Source organism: Mesohalobacter halotolerans, from assembly GCF_006120725.1.
In the GTDB taxonomy this organism is placed as follows: Bacteria; Bacteroidota; Bacteroidia; order Flavobacteriales; family Flavobacteriaceae; genus Psychroflexus; species Psychroflexus halotolerans.
Map to the genome: position 1 here is coordinate 414,464 of NZ_SWMU01000002.1, position 17,458 is coordinate 431,921.

The 17,458-nt window shown below is 35.3% G+C and carries 15 protein-coding genes; 9 read left to right on the forward strand and 6 right to left on the reverse strand.

Features of this window, described 5'->3' with window-relative positions:
• Together FCN74_RS06485 and recF are read right to left on the reverse strand one after the other, a co-directional pair.
• Window positions 1-423, reverse strand: coding sequence for a hypothetical protein (locus FCN74_RS06485; protein WP_138931773.1), 423 nt, complete (start codon window positions 421-423; stop codon window positions 1-3).
• On the reverse strand, window positions 410-1,519 hold the full coding sequence (gene recF / locus FCN74_RS06490; protein ID WP_138931774.1) for a DNA replication/repair protein RecF: 1,110 nt from the start codon (window positions 1,517-1,519) through the stop codon (window positions 410-412). The genes FCN74_RS06485 and recF overlap by 14 nt, the downstream gene beginning before the upstream one ends.
• Before the next feature lie 132 nt (window positions 1,520-1,651).
• Between recF and FCN74_RS06495 the strand changes: the two genes are divergently transcribed.
• From FCN74_RS06495 to lon, 5 genes are all read left to right on the forward strand, one after another.
• Entirely contained in the window at window positions 1,652-2,428 is a 777-nt protein-coding gene (locus FCN74_RS06495) for a tetratricopeptide repeat protein (RefSeq protein ID WP_138931775.1), read from the forward strand.
• Window positions 2,429-2,431: 3 nt separating this feature from the next.
• Window positions 2,432-2,938: a 6,7-dimethyl-8-ribityllumazine synthase gene (ribH, locus tag FCN74_RS06500; RefSeq protein WP_138931776.1), complete on the forward strand. Its 507-nt coding sequence runs from the start codon at window positions 2,432-2,434 to the stop codon at window positions 2,936-2,938.
• 6 nt (window positions 2,939-2,944) lie between these two features.
• Window positions 2,945-4,177, forward strand: coding sequence for a M48 family metallopeptidase (locus FCN74_RS06505; RefSeq protein ID WP_138931777.1), 1,233 nt, complete (start codon window positions 2,945-2,947; stop codon window positions 4,175-4,177).
• Window positions 4,178-4,369: 192 nt separating this feature from the next.
• Window positions 4,370-7,717 carry a transcription-repair coupling factor gene (gene mfd, locus FCN74_RS06510; RefSeq protein WP_138931778.1) on the forward strand — a complete coding sequence of 1,116 codons (3,348 nt, stop codon included), beginning with the start codon at window positions 4,370-4,372 and terminating at the stop codon, window positions 7,715-7,717.
• A gap of 153 nt (window positions 7,718-7,870) precedes the next feature.
• Window positions 7,871-10,321, forward strand: a complete 2,451-nt coding sequence (lon, locus tag FCN74_RS06515) for an endopeptidase La (protein ID WP_138931779.1) — start codon at window positions 7,871-7,873, stop codon at window positions 10,319-10,321.
• 48 nt (window positions 10,322-10,369) lie between these two features.
• On the opposite strand, the gene FCN74_RS06520 is transcribed toward lon, so the two are convergent.
• Both FCN74_RS06520 and FCN74_RS06525 read right to left on the reverse strand, forming a co-directional pair.
• Window positions 10,370-11,860 carry an NAD(P)H-hydrate dehydratase gene (locus tag FCN74_RS06520; protein WP_138931780.1) on the reverse strand — a complete coding sequence of 497 codons (1,491 nt, stop codon included), beginning with the start codon at window positions 11,858-11,860 and terminating at the stop codon, window positions 10,370-10,372.
• Window positions 11,861-11,899: 39 nt separating this feature from the next.
• Complete coding sequence (locus tag FCN74_RS06525; RefSeq protein WP_138931781.1) at window positions 11,900-13,525, reverse strand: amidohydrolase; 1,626 nt, start codon at window positions 13,523-13,525, stop codon at window positions 11,900-11,902.
• Between the two features lie 156 nt (window positions 13,526-13,681).
• Here FCN74_RS06525 and FCN74_RS06530 point away from each other — a divergent pair, with 156 nt between their 5' ends.
• From FCN74_RS06530 to FCN74_RS06545, 4 genes are read left to right on the forward strand one after another with little or no spacing between them, the layout of a single operon-like run.
• A complete protein-coding gene (locus FCN74_RS06530; RefSeq protein ID WP_138931782.1) occupies window positions 13,682-14,185 on the forward strand; it encodes a DinB family protein in 504 nt (167 codons plus the stop codon).
• Window positions 14,173-14,901, forward strand: a complete 729-nt coding sequence (locus tag FCN74_RS06535; protein WP_138931783.1) for an NRDE family protein — start codon at window positions 14,173-14,175, stop codon at window positions 14,899-14,901. Before FCN74_RS06530 ends, FCN74_RS06535 begins: the two co-directional genes overlap by 13 nt.
• On the forward strand, window positions 14,886-15,545 hold the full coding sequence (locus tag FCN74_RS06540; RefSeq protein WP_138931784.1) for a DUF6695 family protein: 660 nt from the start codon (window positions 14,886-14,888) through the stop codon (window positions 15,543-15,545). Before FCN74_RS06535 ends, FCN74_RS06540 begins: the two co-directional genes overlap by 16 nt.
• Window positions 15,524-15,907: a DUF6695 family protein gene (locus FCN74_RS06545; RefSeq protein WP_138931785.1), complete on the forward strand. Its 384-nt coding sequence runs from the start codon at window positions 15,524-15,526 to the stop codon at window positions 15,905-15,907. The genes FCN74_RS06540 and FCN74_RS06545 overlap by 22 nt, the downstream gene beginning before the upstream one ends.
• 59 nt (window positions 15,908-15,966) lie before the next feature.
• Here FCN74_RS06545 and FCN74_RS06550 read toward each other — a convergent pair whose 3' ends face one another.
• Both FCN74_RS06550 and FCN74_RS06555 read right to left on the reverse strand, forming a co-directional pair.
• Window positions 15,967-16,839, reverse strand: coding sequence for a sterol desaturase family protein (locus tag FCN74_RS06550; protein WP_138931786.1), 873 nt, complete (start codon window positions 16,837-16,839; stop codon window positions 15,967-15,969).
• A 189-nt stretch (window positions 16,840-17,028) separates the two neighbouring features.
• Window positions 17,029-17,406 carry a hypothetical protein gene (locus FCN74_RS06555; RefSeq protein ID WP_138931787.1) on the reverse strand — a complete coding sequence of 126 codons (378 nt, stop codon included), beginning with the start codon at window positions 17,404-17,406 and terminating at the stop codon, window positions 17,029-17,031.
• Window positions 17,407-17,458 lie beyond the last annotated feature (52 nt).

Genomic DNA, 17,458 nt, shown 5'->3' on the forward strand with positions numbered 1-17,458 from the left:
TTACTCATTGATGTTTATAGCTTCAAAACGTTTATATGTATAAAGAAAGTCTTTTTCGTTTTTAATCAGCATCAAACTGTCGGTAAGACTTATTATGGTTTCTTTCCAAGAGTCGTAAGGTGTTTGGTAGTGAAGCTTTACACTATCGTTTTCTTTGATAAGTTTAAATTGTTCTAAAGCTTTTGAGGTTTTGTAATTTCCACTTAAATCAGGTTTAAGTTTTTTTCTAAACCCTATTGAATCAGCGAGTTCAAAATAATCAACTTGCGTGTTAACACTGTAAATTACATTTTTACCATAAGGATTTTGAGCTTGAACAATTTCCCAATAGCCGTCTAAGTGTTTAATATCGATCTCGTGTTTTTCTTTTTGGCAGGAGACAAAAACAAATGATAAAACAAGTAATATTCTAAACACTTTCATGGCTAAAATTGAATTCGTTTAAATTAATCATTTTATACTGTTCTGCATTAGCTTTGACCACATTTTCTGTGCGATCTGGATGTGTATCACTAATAAACATTTGCCCCAAATCCTGCTGGGTAACCATACTGACGATATGCTTGACGCGGTTTTCGTCCAATTTATCAAAAATATCATCTAAAAGTAAAATAGGATTGAGGCCTTGACTATCTTTTAAGTAATCGTATTGGGCAAACTTTAAAGCAATGAGGTAAGATTTTTGCTGACCCTGAGATCCGAATTTTTTAACAGGATAACCTTTGATGTCAAGTATTAAATCATCTTTATGTATACCTGTACTTGTGTACTGAAGCGCCATATCTTTTTGTAAACTTTTTTCAAACAAATCCCCTAAATTCTGCTCGTGCAATTGACTTTTGTATGTGATCTGAATAGGTTCGTCTTTTTGACATATTTCTTGATAGCGTTGCTTTAAAATTGGTGTAAAGTCTTCGATAAACTGTTGTCTTGAATTATAGATATATTGTCCCAAATCTTGCATTTGTTCATTGTAAACTGATAAAGTAGTGCTATCGTAAGTATGATTTACGGCAAAGTATTTTAACAACGCATTACGTTGAGATAATACTTTATTGTACTTCATCAGATAGTTTAAATACGTTTTATCAACCTGAGAAATAACAGTATCCATAAATTTACGTCTCACATCGCTGCCTTCTAAAATTAAGTCTCTATCGGTTGGAGAAATAATAACAACAGGAATCAAGCCAACATGTTCGCTAAGTCTATCATAAGTCTTGGCATTGCGTTTGACAATTTTTTTCTGTCCTTTTTTAAAAGACACAATAATGTTTTCTGTTTTAGATTGACGTTCAAACTTGCCGTCAACGACAAAAAAATCCTGTCCGTGTTGTATATTTTGACTTGTAATGGGGTTAAAATAGCTCTTGGTGTAGGCTAGATGATATATACTGTCTAAAATATTGGTTTTCCCTTTGCCATTTTCACCAACAATACAATTGATTTTAGCATCAAATTCAAACTCGAAGGCGTCAAAGTTTTTATAATGGAGTAAAGACAAGGATTTTAAAATCATAAAGAATACCGAAGTTTATAATAATTTATTCAAATCTACACATTCAATTTCAATTGGGATTTCAAATTTTAAAAAATTAGGCTGAGGTTATCAATAAAAATTATACTTTTGCACGTTGAATAAAAATAAGAAATGGCTACATATCAAAAACGCGGTGGTAAACCCAAAACAAAAAAAGAAAAACAAGACAAGATTGAGGAAGAGTCAACAACTGCAGAAGTCTTCAATACCTTAGATGAAAAAGCATCAAAGACCGAAGAGTTTGTTTCAAAATACCAAAATGTTATCGTTGGTGTTATAGTTGTGGTGATATTAGTTATCTTAGGTTTTTTAGGCTACAACAAGTTTATTATTCAGCCTCAACAAGAAGAGGCTTCAAATGAGTTAAATCAATCGCAAATTTATTTTGATACGGCTTTAGAATCTACTAACCCTGTAGAACGCGATTCTTTATTTAACATTGCCATAAATGGTGCTCAAGGCAAGTTTGGATTTGTCGATATAGCCCAAGAATACAGCTCGACAAAAGCTGGTGACCTCGCCAATTATTACGCCGGAATTTCTTATTTAAATATTGGTGAATACCAAAAGGCCATTGAATATCTTGAAAAATTTAGTGCTGATGACGAAATCATTGCAACCTTTGCGATTGGGGCGATTGGAGATGCTTTCTTACAGCTGGAACAAGAGGAAGATGCTTTAGAGTATTTTGAAAAAGCAGCAAAGCGAAAAGACAACAACTATACCACACCTAAATATTTATTTAAAGCTGCATTAACCGCCATTCAACTTGATAAAGCAGATAAAGCTGTTGAATATTTAGAAACTATTGAAGAAAAGTACCCCGATTCTGAAGAAGCCAAGAAACTTGCGCCTTACCTCGGTAAAGCCCAAGCTATGAAATCATAAATTATGGCCACTGCTGGAAACAATCTTTCAGAATACGATGCAGAGAATGTCCCAAACGCCAAAACCTTTAAGCTTGGTTTAGTCGTTTCAGAATGGAATGCAGACATCACACAAAATCTATTTCAAGGGGCTTTTGATGCCTTTATGTCGCATGGTGCAATAAAAGAAAACATTGTGCGCTGGAATGTACCCGGGAGCTTTGAACTCATTTACGGCGCTAAAAAAATGGCAGAAAGCTTCGATATGTTAGATGTGATTATCGTCATAGGTTCAGTCATAGAAGGCGAGACTAAACATTTTGACTTTGTTTGCCAGGGCGTCTCAAATGGTGTTGCTCAACTTAATGTCGAGCTTGATATCCCCGTCGTTTTTTGTGTACTAACCGATCAGAACAAACAACAATCAATTGACCGTTCTGGTGGTAAACACGGTAATAAAGGCACCGAAGCTGCCATTGCAGCGATCAAAATGGCGCAATTAAGGCAAGACGCCAAATTTTACAAACCCTAACAATATATGTCAGCTCAGGTATTGTTTTATATCATCTTAGGTATTGTTGTTGTCAGCTTTATTTTTGATCAGCTATTAGATTATCTTAATACTAAACACTTTAACGACCCCATTCCAGATGAACTCCGAGATGTCTATGATACTGACGAATATCAAAAATCACAACACTACAAGGCTGATAAAAATAAATTAAGTCTATTCAGCGATTGGGTATCATTTATAGGAATTCTCATTTTTCTCCTTTTAGATGGTTTTGCTTTTATCGATGGTATTGCTAGAGATTTGGCCAATCACCCAATAACAATTGCTTTGATCTTTTTTGGCATCCTAATGTTAGCCAGTGATATTGTTTCAACGCCATTTAGTTACTATTCTACATTTGTGATTGAAGAAAAGTATGGTTTTAATAAAATGACTCCAAAAACCTTTTGGATAGATAAACTAAAAGGTTGGTTATTAGGTGCCCTCATAGGTGGTGCTTTGCTCAGTCTTATCATTTGGTTTTACCTTCTATTCCCAAATACGTTTTGGATATATGCTTGGGGGCTTATCAGCGTATTCAGTTTGTTTATGAATATGTTTTATACCAAACTCATTGTGCCATTGTTCAATAAACAAACCCCACTTGGAGAAGGCAGCTTAAGAGATAAAATTGAAGCTTACGCAAAAAAGGTAGGATTTCAGTTAGACAATATTTTTGTGATTGATGGTTCTAAGCGTAGCACAAAAGCCAATGCCTATTTCTCTGGCTTTGGCTCGCAAAAACGCATTACGCTTTTCGATACCTTAATTGAAGATTTAGACGACGAAGAAATAGTTGCGGTTTTAGCCCATGAAGTTGGTCATTATAAACATAAACATATTGTTTATAATCTTACGCTTTCTATTATCAGTACAGGTCTAACACTATGGTTGCTATCGCTAATGGTTGGAAATCCAATACTTTATGAGGCTTTAGGTGTAAAACAACAAGGGTTTCATATCGGACTCATTGCGTTTGGATTGCTCTACACACCCATTTCGACACTCACAGGTTTTCTGATGAATATTTTATCACGAAAATTTGAATATCAAGCTGATAATTTTGCTAAAAATACTTATGCAGGACAATATCTGATCAGTTCTCTAAAAAAGTTATCTCAAAAAAGTTTAAGCAATTTAACGCCGCATCCGCTTTATGTCAAAGTGCACTACTCTCATCCAAGTTTATTACAAAGGGTTCAAAACCTTAATAGATGATAAAATTATCAAATTTATAGAGATTAATAGCCATCTAAATGACATAACGTCTATGGAGGCTGTTCAATTAAAATACTTTAAATTCATTCAACCATCTTCATACTCAAAAAACTCTTACCAAAAACTGAATATTTAAAGACTACATGTTGGTTTCTGAAAATATAATTTACTTTTGCATTTCGATTTGCATATATGACCAAGTCAGATCTTATAAATCATTTTTCTAAGGCCAATCCAGTACAACCATTATTATCTTTAATAGAGGGCGACGTTCCTAAAAGTTTTTTTATCAAAGGACTGGTTGGATCATCCAAATCACTTTACACTCTCCAACTTTTCAACACGAGTAATCGGCCACTGGTCTTCATTTCAAAAGATAAAGAAACTGCGGCCTATCATCTCAATGAACTTGAAGATTTTATCGGCAAAGATCAGGTCTTGTTTTATCCGGGAAGTTATCGCAGACCTTATGAAATTGAAGAAACAGACAACGCTAATGTCTTACTTCGGGCCGAAGTCTTAAACCGATTAAATTCAAGAAAAAAACCGGCACTTATTGTCACCTATCCCCATGCCCTTTTTGAAAAAGTCGTCACTAAAAGTGAACTCAAACGCAATACCTTAAAAATTTCAGTCGGTGATAAACTGGATTTGGATTTTGTCAATCAAACTTTGTTTGAATATGAGTTTAAACGTGTTGATTTTGTCACTGATCCCGGGGAGTTTTCTGTTAGAGGTGGTATTATAGACATTTTTTCGTTTAGCAACGATGAACCTTTTAGAATCGAGTTTTTTGATGATGAGGTTGAAAGCATACGCAGTTTTGATATAGAAACTCAACTATCTCATGAAACGCTTCGTAAGGCTTCCATCATGCCGAATGTAGAAAACAAACACATTCAGGAAAAACGACAGAGCTTTTTACAATATATAAATTCAAAAAGCTTGATCATCACAGAACATCCGGAATTACTTAAAACAGATCTGGATGTATTATATAAAAAAGCGGTTTCTGATTTTAAAAATCTATCTCAAAATGTCAATTATTCAAAACCTGAAGAACTATTTTCTGATGGTAAAACAATCATAAGTCAGCTCAAGGATTTTAATTGCATAGAGTTTGGTCAACAACAATATTTAAAACCCGATAAAACACCTGTATTTAAATGTGAAATAGCACCTCAACCTGCATTTAATAAGAAGTTTGACTTGCTCATAGACAATTTAAAAGAATATCGCGACCTGGGTTATACGAATTTGATTTGTTGTATTAATCAGCAACAAGCCAAACGTTTTCATGACATTTTTGAGGATATGGGTTTTACTAACTATAAAACCATGATTCTCGGGCTTCATGAAGGCTTTATCGATCATAAAAGCAAGTTAGTCTGTTATACGGATCATCAAATTTTTGAGCGTTACCACAAATTCAAACTCAAAAACAAATTTTCAAAAAAACAAGCCATTACGCTCAAGGAGCTCACGCAGCTGGAGCGTGGTGATTACGTCACACATATCGATCATGGTATTGGAAAGTTTGGTGGACTTCAAAAAATAGATGTCGATGGCAACACCCAAGAAGCTGTAAAATTGGTCTATGGTGAAGGCGATATTTTGTATTTGAGTATACATGCCCTTCATAAAATCTCCAAGTACAACGGCAAAGATGGTCAAGCCCCAAAAGTCTACAAACTTGGAAGTAAAGCCTGGAAAAGACTCAAACAAAAAACCAAAACTCGGGTTAAAAAAATAGCCTTTGACCTAATCAAACTGTACGCTAAACGCAAACTCAAAAAAGGCTTCCAATTTGGACCGGATTCGTATTTACAACATGAGTTAGAAGCTTCTTTTATTTATGAAGATACTCCGGACCAAAGTACGGCTACAGCATCGGTCAAGAAAGATATGGAAAGTGAGCAACCCATGGATCGCCTAGTCTGTGGAGATGTTGGGTTTGGTAAAACAGAAGTTGCCATTAGAGCAGCTTTTAAAGCTGTAGATAATGGTAAACAAGTTGCTGTATTGGTTCCCACGACTATTCTGGCTTTTCAACACCATAAAACATTTTCTGAGCGCTTAAAAGATTTTCCAGTCACTATAGATTATTTGAATCGTTTTAAGACGGCTAAAGAAAAAAGAGAAACCCTAAGTGACCTCAAAGCAGGTAAACTAGACATAATTATTGGAACGCATCAGCTGGTCAACAAACCTGAATACTTTAAGGATTTAGGTCTGCTCGTAGTCGATGAAGAACAAAAGTTTGGCGTATCAGTTAAAGACAAATTGAAAACCATAAAAACTAATGTTGATACCTTAACCCTAACGGCAACACCAATACCTCGAACCCTTCAATTCAGTTTAATGGCGGCAAGAGATTTGTCTACAATCAGTACACCACCACCCAATCGCTACCCAATTGAAACCCAAGTGATCCGTTTTTCTGAAGATATTATTAGAGATGCTATTTCATACGAAATTCAGCGCGGTGGACAAGTATTTTTTATCAATAATAGAATTGAAAATATCAAAGAAGTTGCCGGTTTATTACAACGATTGGTCCCTGATGCTAGAATCGGTATTGGACATGGACAGATGGATGGAAAAAAACTTGAAAATCTCATGCTGGATTTCATGAATAATAAGTTTGACGTTCTCGTGTCTACAACAATTATTGAAAGTGGCTTAGACATTACAAATGCCAACACGATTATTATCAATAACGCTAACCACTTTGGTATTTCAGATCTTCACCAAATGAGAGGACGTGTGGGTCGAAGCAACAAAAAAGCCTTTTGTTACCTTATCACACCAGGCTTGACACACATGACTCCGGATGCAAGAAAACGAATTACAGCTCTTGAACAATTTTCAGATTTAGGGAGTGGGATAAAGATTGCAATGAAAGATCTTGAAATAAGAGGTGCCGGTGACTTACTGGGCGGTGAGCAAAGTGGATTTATCAATGAAATAGGCTTTGACACCTATCAGAAAATACTCAATGAGGCAATCGATGAACTTAAAGAAAAAGAATTTAAAGACCTTTACGACAAGAATGACAAAACTATAGATACCAACGATTTTGTAAAAGATGTTCAAATTGATACCGACTTTGAAACCTTATTCCCAGACGATTATATCAACAATATAGCAGAACGCCTTAATTTATATACCAAACTGAACGAGCTTAAAAGCGAAAAAGACCTGGAAAAATTTCACTTAGCATTAAAAGACAGATTTGGTGAATTGCCCGTACAGGCCATTGACCTTTTAGAAACGATAAAATTGAAATGGAAAGCCTCAAAGCTAGGCTTAGAAAAGTTGGTTCTAAAACACAATCAAATGATTGGCTATTTTATCGCCGATCAAGAATCCTTATTCTACCAAAGTGAAGTCTTTAAACAAATCCTGCTTAAAGTTCAAAAAAACCCAAAAGACTTAGCATTAAAAGAAAAGAAAACAAGAAATGGCTTAAGGCTTTTACTCAAGTTTGGTGAAGTAAAAAATATTAAAGAAGCCACAAAAAAGCTAAACCAGTTTTAAAATCTTAGTCTTTATTTTGATAAGTATTATTCTTTTGGCATAGGAATTGGGTTATATTAGTATTGTTAGACGAAACAGATGTCAATTGATTAAAATGTGGTCTCAGTCAATGCGCAAGCCATAATGATATGACATCATGACTAAAAAATAACTATGAGCAATTCAAAAATATTAAATCTTGACAATTTGTCATCACAAGAATTTGATGAAGATGCAGAATTAATTCCTTTAATGACAACAGAAGACGAAGAAGAGATCAACTCAGAAGTATTACCGGAAGAACTATCTGTATTACCCTTAAAAAATACAGTGCTTTTTCCGGGCGTCGTAATTCCTATTACTGCTGGCAGAGATAAGTCTATTAAATTGATTAACGACGCCAATAATTCAAAAAAGGTGATTGGCGTTGTGTCTCAGAAAAATGAAGAAGACGAAGATCCTGGTTTTAATGATATCAATAAAATTGGTGTTGTCGCCAAAATTTTACGCGTTTTAAAAATGCCAGACGGAAATACGACGGTAATAATACAAGGTAAAAAGCGCTTTAAAGCCGAACAATCTATTACCGATAAACCCTATATCAAATGTACGGTTTCTGAATTTTCAGAAGACGTCAATGATGTCATGACCGAAGAATTTTCAACAATCATTGAAGAACTTAAAGCTTTGGCTTTAAAAATAATAAAAGAAAGCCCAAACATCCCTTCAGAAGCTTCTTTTGCTGTAAAAAACATAGAAAGCTCATCATTTTTGATCAATTTTATTTCATCAAATATGAGTTTGGAAGTCAAAGAGAAGCAGAAATTATTAGAAATATCTAACCTTAAAGAGCGTGCATTAGCAACATTAAGGCACATGAATTTGGAATATCAAAAACTTGAACTTAGAAATGATATTCAATCGCGGGTACAAAGCGATATCAGTCAACAGCAAAAAGAATACTTCCTTCACCAGCAAATGAAAACCATTCAGGAAGAACTAGGTGGCGTCTCTCAAGAAAATGAGATAGAAGAGATGCGAAAAAAAGCGAAGACCAAAAAATGGTCAAAAGATGTTGATGAGCATTTTCAAAAGGAATTGGCTAAGCTGCAAAGGATGAATCCTCAAGTTCCTGAGCATTCTATTCAAAGAAATTACTTAGAGTTATTTTTAGATTTGCCGTGGCAAAAATTTAGCAAAGACAAATTTGATCTTAAAAAAGCACAAAAAGTTTTAGACAGAGACCATTACGGTTTAGAAGACGTTAAAAGAAGAATTATAGAATATCTCGCAGTCCTTAAACTGAGAAATGACATGAAATCGCCTATTTTATGTCTTTATGGACCTCCTGGAGTTGGAAAAACGTCTTTAGGCAAGTCTATTGCTGAAGCCATAGGTAGAGAATATGTCAGAGTGTCTTTAGGAGGTTTGCGAGATGAAGCAGAAATTAGAGGACACCGAAAAACCTATATTGGAGCGATGCCGGGACGTATTGTACAAAACATCAAGAAAGCCGGCACCTCAAATCCGGTGTTTGTTTTAGACGAAATTGATAAGTTGGCGCAAGGACATCAAGGTGACCCTTCTTCTGCCCTTTTAGAAGTTTTAGACCCTGAGCAGAATAATTCGTTTTACGACAACTTTTTAGAAATGGGATATGACTTGTCTAAAGTCATGTTTATTGCTACCGCAAATAATTTATCAAGCATTCAACCAGCACTTAGAGACCGTATGGAAATTATAAGTGTAAACGGTTATACAGTAGAAGAAAAAATTCAAATTGCCAAAAGGCATCTCATCCCAAAACAAATTGAAGAACACGGTTTAACAAAAAAAGATGTCAAATTACATAAAAAAGAAATTCAAAGCATCATTGAAGGTTACACCCGAGAATCTGGTGTTCGTGGATTAGAAAAGCAAATCGCTAAAGTCATCCGTGGCGTGGCTAAAAAAATTGCTTTGGAAGAAGAGTTTACACCTTTACTAAAAAGTGAAGATGTTATTGAAATCTTGGGCGCACCAAAGCTCAAAGCCAACGTTTATGAAAACAATCAGGTTGCTGGAGTCGTTACCGGATTAGCCTGGACTTCAGTTGGCGGAGATATTTTATTCATTGAATCTACAGTATCTAAAGGTAAAGGTCAGTTAAACATTACGGGGAATTTAGGTAAAGTGATGAAAGAATCTGCAACCATTGCGATGGAATACATAAAGTCTCATGCAGAAAAATTTGGCATCAACTCCGAAATTTTCGACAAGTATAATGTTCATATTCACGTACCAGAAGGCGCAACACCCAAAGATGGTCCAAGTGCAGGAATAACGATGCTCACCAGTTTGGTTTCATTATTCACACAACGAAAGGTAAAGCAAAAATTAGCCATGACCGGGGAAATTACATTGAGAGGTAAAGTACTTCCCGTAGGTGGCATCAAAGAAAAAATATTAGCGGCTAAACGTGCTAAAATTAAAGACATCATTTTATGTCATGAAAACAAGCGTGACATCGACGAGATAAAAGAAGAATACCTCAAAGGACTTCGTTTTCATTACGTTGAAGACATGTCAGAAGTTTTGGATATTGCTATTACCAACCAAAAAGTAAAGGATGCTAAAGTATTGTAGAGTGCTTTAGCATCTTTTCTAGAATATTCCTAGCTTTTGGGGTTTGATTTATAATGTTTTTCCTAAACAGTTTATAACATCTGAAGCCGTGAGTGATAATTCACTGTTTGAAGTAGTGTAAAAATCTGCTGCTTTTCCATGTATGTAGACCCCTAAAATTGAGGACTCAAGAGGTGAATAGTTTTGACATAAAAAACTTGAAATAATACCCGCTAAAGCATCTCCACTCCCGGCGGTGGCTAGACCAGAATTTCCTGTAGAATTTATGTAGACTTGATCATCATAGACTGTAAATGTGTAAGCATCCTTTGAAACCAAAATGATATTGTATTGACGAGAAAACTTCTTCATTTTGTCAAGTTTATCGTACTGATCGCCCCACTCGCCTATTAATCGCTTAAGTTCCCCTTGATGAGGGGTTAAAATACTTTGATCAGGTAAATCTTCGAACAAATTTTTATTTTTCGATAAAATATTGAGGCCATCTGCATCAATAAGTATTGGCTGTTTAGATAGACGTATAAAATATGTTAACGATTTTACGGCCAGCTTGCTTTGACCTAAACCCATGCCAATACAAATGTTTGAGGGTTTAAAATTCAGATGTTTTGGGCTTACTTGTTCTATATCATCTGAAGGTATCACCATAGCTTCTGGTACGGAGTGTTGTAATATTTCAACACCACATTGAGGACTCAAAACAGTCACCTTTCCAACACCTGATTTAAGTGCTGCTTTTGCCGTTAAACTTACACTTCCCATTATCCCATATTGACCGCCAGCTACAAGTAAATGTCCGTAATCGCCTTTGTGAGAAAATCTATGGCGTACTTTATAGAAGCCATCAATATACTTTTTATTGACAAACTCAAAATCAGAATCAAGTTTATTAATAAAACTCTTATCTAAACCAATATCAATCACTTGAATCTTGCCCAAGGCATTTCCATAATCGGGTAAGAAAAAGTTTAATTTTGGACATTGAAAAGTTAAGGTATAGTCAGCTTCAAAAACAATGCTCTGTGGTGGCGTCAACTTACTTAAAAACAAGCCACTGGGAACATCTATAGCTATTCGAAGTGCCTGAGCATGGTTGGCTTTTTTGATGACCTTTTCTACGAATTCAGGTAAAGCACGATTTAATCCGATACCAAATACGGCATCTATAATTACCGGTTTAAAATTCAAACTTTCAATGTTTGAATCTTCCGTAAATTCTTCAACTTTAATTTCAGTTTTAGCCTGAAGCCGGTCAAAATTTATTTTGCAATCCTTTGAATATTCAGTCGTATACTTTAAAACCAAAACTTCAACCTCATAACCAAGTTGATCAAGATGAAAAGCAATGGCTAAACCATCACCGCCATTGTTACCACTTCCGGCAAGGACAGTAACAGGTTTTGGAGCTTTTAAAATAGCTTTAATTTTCTCAACTGCTGCTAATGAAGCGCGTTCCATCAACTCCCAAGATGATATTTTCTGATGCTCAATCGTATATTGATCGGCTTTATGAAGTTGTGAAGGCGTTAGGATTTTCATTTATTTTTGTCTCTCGCTAAGGCGCTAAGGTTTTACTATTTATTTTTCATATTCCAACTCCCCGTTGATATAAGTCTTTTGGACGTTTAAATCAGGAACTTTTTTTATATCAATAGTCATCAAATCTTCATTCAAAATAATAAAATCTGCATACTTTCCAGGTTCAAGACTGCCTTTTTCATTTTCTTCGAAAGCCGCATAAGCGGCCCAGATGGTCATGCCTTTTAAGGCTTCTTTGCGCGTCAATGCATTTTGAGGTTGAAAACCTTCATCTGGATATCCCTCAGCATCTTGTCTACTAACAGCTGCATAAAAGGTCAACATCGGATTAACTTTTTCTACCGGAAAATCAGTGCCCAGAGGTAATATTTCAGCTTCTTCAAGCAGTCGTTTGTAGGCATAAGCATGTTTTACACGCTTCTCTCCTAGCCTATCTTCCGCCCAATACATATCGCTGGTAGCGTGCGTTGGCTGCACTGATGGCAGGATATTTTTAGAAAAACAGACATATTCAGATGGATCTAAAACTTGTGCGTGTTCTACCCGCCAGCGTCTATTGGATTTGTCATTTAAATATTTTTGATACGTTCTTAAAACCACTGCATTAGCAGAATCACCAATAGCATGGGTATTCATTTGATATTCTGATTTGACTATTTCATGAGCCAAACTATCAAATTCATCTAAACCTATAACCATAGCTCCATAGTGGTTTGCCTGGTCTGTGTATGGTGCTTTTAAAGCAGCGCCTCGTGAACCTAATGCGCCATCGGCATAAACTTTTATTGAACCAACACGCAAACGTGGTGTTTTTATAACACCTTTATTGAGAAAGTAATCTATGTCTTCCTGGGTATTGCTGACCATGGCGTTGATACGAATTTTCAATTCGTTGTTTTGGTGCATTTCCTTGATGGTCAAAATTACTTTTTTAGATAAACCCGCATCGGTTAAACTGGTTAAACCATTTTGTATAGCGATAGCCTCAGCCTTGGTCAATGCTTTTTTTATTTCCGCTTTGTCTAAAGGTGGAACGACTCCTTCTACCATTTCCATAGGGTTATCGACTAGTACTCCGGTAAGTTGACCATTTTTCTTTAAAATCGCACCACCTTCAGCCTTTGTATTGTCATCGATACCAGCCAAATCAAGCACCTTTTGGTTGACTAACATGGCATGCCCATCAATTCTAGTCAATACTATTGGTGTGTTTGGAAATAACATGTCTAAAGTATCTTTAGTTGGAAATTCCTTAACTTTCCAATCGTTCTGATCCCAGCCACGACCTAGTATAAATTCAGAATTAAACTTCTCTTTATAATCGACAATACGATGCACTATTTCTTTAAAACTATTTGTGCCTTTCAAGTCTACACCTCTTAGGTTTTGACCTAAACCGTATAAGTGCGCATGCGCATCGTTGATACCGGGATAAATATACTTATTTTTTAAATCATGCATGTTGTCGGCTTGGTAACGATTTAGTATGTGTTCTGTAGAATTCACATCTAAAATCTTACCGTCTTTAATAGCCATGGCTTCTTGAACAGAAAAAAAGCTATCAACAGTATAAATTTTTGCATTATATATTACTAAATCTACAGTTTTTGGCTTTTGACATGAGATTAACAAGACCAAAAACACTATGGAGTAGCATGTTTTCATCGTAATTAAATTTGTGAATTGTGCAACTAATATAAATAAATTGTAAACTCTTTTGAGTTTAATCGACAAATTTTCTAGAGCGTTGTTTTGAGGTTAAGTCCTATATTTATTGAATAATAAACATATTATTATATTTTTGTTAAGATAAATTAAACTATGGTAGAAAACTGTATTGATAACCTCAAACAAATCAAAGACTTAACCCAAAATATTTCAGAAGCTGAATATCGGCATTCTTGTCGTACTTTATTTAATTCTAGTATTGGACAGCACATTAGGCACTCTCTAGAATTTTATATTTGTCTATTTAAAGGGCTTGAAAGTAATATTGTAAATTATGATGAACGCGAACGTCAACACGACCTTGAATCTCAGCCTGAAATTGCGTTAAAGGAGATCAACAAAATCATCAATCAACTTAAAGCCGTGTTATCAAATCAAAACCTAGAAGTCAAAGCCAACTACACTTCAAATGAAAATGATGAAGTTTGTATGCATTCGTCGCTTTATAGAGAATTAGGGTTTTGTTTAGAGCATTGTGTTCATCATCAAGCTTTAGTTAAAACAGGACTTAAAGAGTTAGATTGTTTACATCTCGTAGATCAAAGTTTTGGCGTAGCACCTTCAACCTTAAGAAATCAAAGTCAATGTGCACAGTAACATTTATAAAGCATCAAGATGGTTTTAGTTTAACTTCTAATCGAGATGAACAAGCTACTCGTCCAACATTTCCACCACAAGTTTATGAAGAGTATCAACAAAATTTGGTTTACCCAAAAGACCAAAAGGCTGGCGGCACTTGGATTGCTTCATCAGAACAGAACATATCGGTCTGTTTGTTGAATGGCGCATTCAAAAAACATATGCGTCAGTTACCTTACGACAGAAGTCGTGGACAGGTTTTAAAAGAGCGCTTTGCTTTTCAATCGAATAGCGAATTTATTCATAAAGTTGATTTGAATAATGTTGAACCGTTTACGTTATTAATGATTGACCACGCAGATCAATTGGACTTTAAAGTTTTGGTTTGGGATGGAAATCAAAAGCACTGCAAAACTGTAGACACAACACAAAATCACATTTGGGCATCAGCAACTTTATACAGTGACGAACAACTCAAAAATCGACAAATATGGTTTCAAAAATTTTTGAATAATCATGATATAATCAATGCTGAGGATATCCTGAATTTTCATACAGGAAGTTTTACGGATGATAAATCAAATGATATGCTGATGCAAAGAGATCAGGAATTGAAAACGATAAGTGTATCGCAAATTGATATAAACTCGACCCAAAAACAATTTATTTATAAAGATTTAGTCGAAAATAAAGATTACGTTCTAAACCTTAACACATTATGCCAAACAGTATAGCTATAGCTTTAGCCTGGCCCGAGACCCGTTGTAAACAAACTGGTGCTTGGTATGATAAGCCTGCAGAATTTTTGGGAATCAGCAAGAATCATTATTATAAAGTTGGGCATTCTGCCATCGTATTGATCAATCCTGAAACTAAACAATGCCACTATTTTGATTTTGGGCGTTATCACGCGCCTAAGGGCTATGGTAGAGTAAGAGATGAAGTCACGGATCACGATTTAAAGATTTACACTAAAGCTGACCTCTCAGATTCTTTAGAATTGATAAATTATCAAGAAATTATAGACGAAATTCAATCCAAACCGTCTTGTCATGGTAACGGTCAGCTCTTTGCTGGTTTGATTCAAATTAATTTTGAAAAGGCATTAAGGAGGTGTAAATATTTGCAAGATCAAGATTTTATTGAGTACGGGCCTTTTGTCTTAAACGGTACTAATTGTTCAAGGTTTGTTCGCAGTGTTTTGTTTAATGCCGTCTCTTCAAAATTTCTTAAACTTAAACTCACTTTTACAAGGACTTTGAGTCCTACTCCTATTGGAATTGTAAAGAATTTGAAATCTCAGCGAAAAGCTAAGTTATTCAATAAAGAAATTGAAACTCAAGAAAATATAGAGCAGTGCAAAATTCTAACAACTTAAGCCCAACCTTACCCGAACCCCAACGTCCTGAATTTTTGCCAATTCATGCACAGTGGTTATCCGGTGAAGGTGCAGGTTCTTGGTTTGTAATAGATACTGCACCACCAAACAACACATTTGAAATCACACGCTATAGCCCAAAAGGAAAAATAGAATGTCAGGGGATTTTTGAAGTTGAAAATGCTCAGAAGTCTTTAAACCTCAAAAAGGATTATAAGTTTGTTCATCTTAGTCATTGTGCATTTGTGCATGTTGAACAGGGCGATGAGGTTTTTAAGTTAATCAGAATGAAACCTCACGCTAAGACGCTAAGGCACCAAGTTTTTGGTGAAAGGATAAGCAAGATTAAAAAGAAGATTTAAAACAAGATAAAGTCTTTTTATACACACTTTGCGTCTCCGCGCCTTTGCGTGAGTAAAATTTATCTATCTCTGAATGGTCTGACTACCTGCCCCCAAAAGCCTTTCGGATAATTTTCATCTTTTTCAAAACCAAGTTCAATATTCTTACCGTCTTTTGGAATATATGCGGTTCCAAAGATATAATCCCATAAACTTAAAGTCAATCCAAAATTGACGCCTTTTTTGCGTTCATGTGGCAAAACCTTCGCATGATGCCAGATGTGCATTTTAGGGTTATTAAATATATACTTAAAAACACCATAATCCCAGCCCACATTCGCATGATTCAAATGACCAACAAACACCCCAAACATGTGTACTAAAAAGAATTCCTGAATGCCAAATCCAATCATCGCTAATGGAAGATATTGAATGGATTTATAAATGATGGTCTCCATAAAATGAAACCGAAATTGTGCGGCAAAGCCCATTTCTTTAACGCTGTGGTGCACTTTATGAAACTTCCACAGCCAATCGCGTTTATGCAATTGCACGTGTACATTCCATTGAATGAAATCAGCGATAATAAACATGATAAGCAACTGCGACCATGCTGGTAATTCCGCAATATTGACCGCGACCAGATTTTCAATACCAACAGCTGCCAAGCCATCATTAAATAAATTGACAAACACATTGGAAACCGCATTATAGCCAATCAATGAAAATAAGAAAAAGTTGAAGAAAATATAAAACAGATCTAACCAAAAACCATCTCTAAAGAACTTCTGGTTTTTTCGCCAGGGAAAAATGACCTCTGCCAGCATCACCAAAAGTGAAAGTCCAATGAGCCAGTAAAAATAACCCGTCCACTGCGGATTGGTAATTTCTTGGACGAGGTAATTAAAATAACCCTCGAAAGAGCTTAGAAATATGTCGACATACTTTTGCATCTTGCAAAAATAAGTGGTTTTGATCAACAAAATTGTGACCGATGTTACAAAACTTTAGTTTTTAACAAGCGTCTAATCCTAAGCCTAGAGCTACCAATCACCTCCAAAACACTTTAATGTTTGACGTTGGCATTCGTAAGCTATTTAATCGCTTACACAAAGTTCAATTGAGATTCAAACACCTGACTTTCAGTTTTTTGAATTTGAAGATATGGGGAATTTTCTCATTAAGACATAAGTGAGTGTACCGCATGCATAAGCTAGAATGTCCCAAAAGTCTGTTGTAAAGTTTTCACTTATCAGTGGAAAAATGAATTCTCCAATGAGGACAATTAGTATAAAATAGCCCAAAATATGGGAATGGGGCAAGTCTATGTTTTTATTTTGTAAAAGTATCCTACGTTCCCAAACTAAAGCATATAAAATTAACGGCATAAGAACTAAAGGGTCTAAATAATTATCTAATATAGCTATATTGAATTGAGTTTGCATCTGAATGTACTGATGGATCAAGAAAAGGATTCCTGAAAACGAAACTAAAATGATAACTGGCGTTTCTTTTTTCATAATCCGACTACAAGTGTGATAAATAAAACAATAAAGATGACTGGAGATAAGG